Source organism: Mangrovicoccus sp. HB161399, assembly GCF_013184745.1.
Classification (GTDB): Bacteria; Pseudomonadota; Alphaproteobacteria; order Rhodobacterales; family Rhodobacteraceae; genus Mangrovicoccus.
The window spans coordinates 1-2,068 of record NZ_JAATVU010000202.1; the positions used below are offsets into that span (position 1 = coordinate 1).

A 2,068-nucleotide genomic window follows, 5' to 3' on the forward strand; every position below is an offset into this window, starting at 1 on the left:
GCGCTCATTGAGAAAGTCACTCCCTGCCTATCGCTGGAAATGAGATCTCAGAACCGCCGCCTCACAAACAGGTGGGGCCGGGACATCGCATACGAAGAACCGCCCCGCGACCGGCTCCGGCAGCCAGGTGTTCGGCACTTCAAACCGTCCCCCGGACGGTTTGATCCCGGCATTGCCGGGCCGTGCCTCACTCCCACGTCCACACCTGGCACGGCCCCTTGGCCTCGAAGCTGGCGGGCGGCTTGCGGCGGACCGGAGCCCGGGCGCGGCCCCGGCGGTGGTTCTGGCCATGCTCGCGCAACACCCTGTAAAAGCTGGATTCCGACGCGATGTAGGTCCCCTCGTCGGCCAGAAGGGGCACGATCTGGCTCGGCGGCAGGCTGGCGAATTTGGGCTGGGCACAGGTGGCGACGATGTGGGCGCGCTCCTCGCTGCTGAGCTTGTTGGCGGGCTCGGGGCGCAAGGCGTGCGGACGGCCGTCCTCACGGATGCCGCCCGTCCGGTCGCGCCATCGGGCAAGCGTCTGCGGATGCAGGCCCAGTTCGGCACAGGCGGCCGCACGGCGCGCGCCTGTGGCCATCGCCTCGTCGACGAACCCGGCAATCTTCCGGCGATCGGGAGCAGAGGTCATTCGTCCTCTCCGTCCGCAGGGCCCCAGATCGCCGCCGCCCTTTTTCTCAGGACCAGGAGCGCCGCGGCCTCCGCCAGCGCCTTCTCCTTGCGCGCCAGCTCCCGTTCCAGGGCCTTGATGCGCTTCCGGTCATCCTTCGTTTCGCGGGCAATCCGCGCCGAGGCCGTCCGGTCCCAGTCGTTCGCCTGCTCGCAGGCCTCCCGCCAGATCGCGATCTGCTCGGGGAATATCCCGCGGCGGCGGCAGTAATCGCCCAGCTCCGCCTCGTTCAGCGCCGCCGCCTCGATCACGGCCGCAAGCTTGTCGCCCGACGTCCAGCCTTCGACATGCGCGTCAGCCTCGGGCAGCAGCTTGCCCTTCGCCCGCGCCTCCGCGCGCCATTTCGCAAGCGTTGCCCGCGAGATCCCTTCCTCAACCGACAGCCGGTTCAAAGGTATGCTATTCGGCGGCAGCATCTTCGCGAGAACCGCCGCCTTTCGTTCCGGTGAATAAGCCACTTGTCATCCTGTCCCGCCCGCCTCGCTGCATAGTTTCAGATCGAAGAACGGTGACAACTACCCTGCACGCGGGGGTCGACGAGGCAATGGCTGCGGGATCGTCCCGCGCTGCCGCCTGTGCCGAACTGGGCCTGCATCCGCAGACGCTTGCCCGATGGCGCGACCGGACGGGCGGCATCCGTGAGGACGGCCGTCCGCACGCCTTGCGCCCCGAGCCCGCGAACAAGCTCAGCAGCGAGGAGCGCGTCCGCATCATTGCCACCTGCGCCCTGCCCAAGTTCGCCAGCCTGCCGCCGAGCCAGATCGTGCCCCTTCTGGCCGACGAGGGGACCTACATCGCGTCGGAATCCAGCTTTTACAGGGTTTTGCGCGAGCATGGCCAGAACCACCGCCGCGGCCGCGCGCGTAGCCCGACGAAAAGGAAGCCGCCCGCCAGCTTCGAGGCTGCTGGTCCTTGCCAGGTGTGGACGTGGGAGTGAGGCACGGCCCGGCAATGCCGGGATCAAACCGTCTGGGGGACGGTTTGAGACGTTCATCTCCGGATGGGCCGCCCTGAGTTCGCGGTATTGCGCTGCCAGTTCGTAGCGCCTCGGCAATCTTTGCGATATGGACGTAATCCGTGCCGCAGCAGCCGCCGAAAGTGCCGAACACCTGGCTTCCGGGGCCGGTCGCGGGGCGGTTCTTCTACCTCTATATCATCACCGACATCTGGAGCCGGAAAATCACCGGCTGGGAGGTCCATGAGCGCGAGACGCCGGAGAATGCGGCGGCGCTGCTGCAACGCGCGGTCTGGGCGGAGAAATGCGTCACCAGCCCGCTGGCTTTGCACGCTGACAATGGAAGTCCGATGAAAGGCGCGACCATGAAGGCGACCATGGACCGGCTCGGCATCACGGCCTCCTTCAGCCGGCCCCGCGTCTCCAACGACAACCCTTTCTCC

Annotated in this window: 3 protein-coding genes and 1 pseudogene; 2 read left to right on the forward strand and 2 right to left on the reverse strand. The window is 67.4% G+C overall.

Going from position 1 to position 2,068, the window contains the following annotated elements; all coding sequences use genetic code 11:
* Nucleotides 1-187: 187 nt before the first annotated feature.
* Both HCC78_RS32235 and HCC78_RS32240 read right to left on the reverse strand, forming a co-directional pair.
* The gene (locus HCC78_RS32235; RefSeq protein ID WP_172332771.1) at nt 188-631 is read right to left on the reverse strand and encodes a helix-turn-helix domain-containing protein; all 444 of its coding nucleotides are present in this window, start codon (nt 629-631) and stop codon (nt 188-190) included.
* A complete protein-coding gene (locus HCC78_RS32240; RefSeq protein WP_172332772.1) occupies nt 628-1,128 on the reverse strand; it encodes a hypothetical protein in 501 nt (166 codons plus the stop codon). The genes HCC78_RS32235 and HCC78_RS32240 overlap by 4 nt, the downstream gene beginning before the upstream one ends.
* 50 nt (nt 1,129-1,178) lie before the next feature.
* Between HCC78_RS32240 and HCC78_RS32245 the strand changes: the two genes are divergently transcribed.
* Nucleotides 1,179-1,607 carry a helix-turn-helix domain-containing protein gene (locus HCC78_RS32245; RefSeq protein WP_172332773.1) on the forward strand — a complete coding sequence of 143 codons (429 nt, stop codon included), beginning with the start codon at nt 1,179-1,181 and terminating at the stop codon, nt 1,605-1,607.
* A gap of 170 nt (nt 1,608-1,777) precedes the next feature.
* Nucleotides 1,778-2,068, forward strand: a pseudogene (locus HCC78_RS32250) (transposase); the annotation flags it as partial.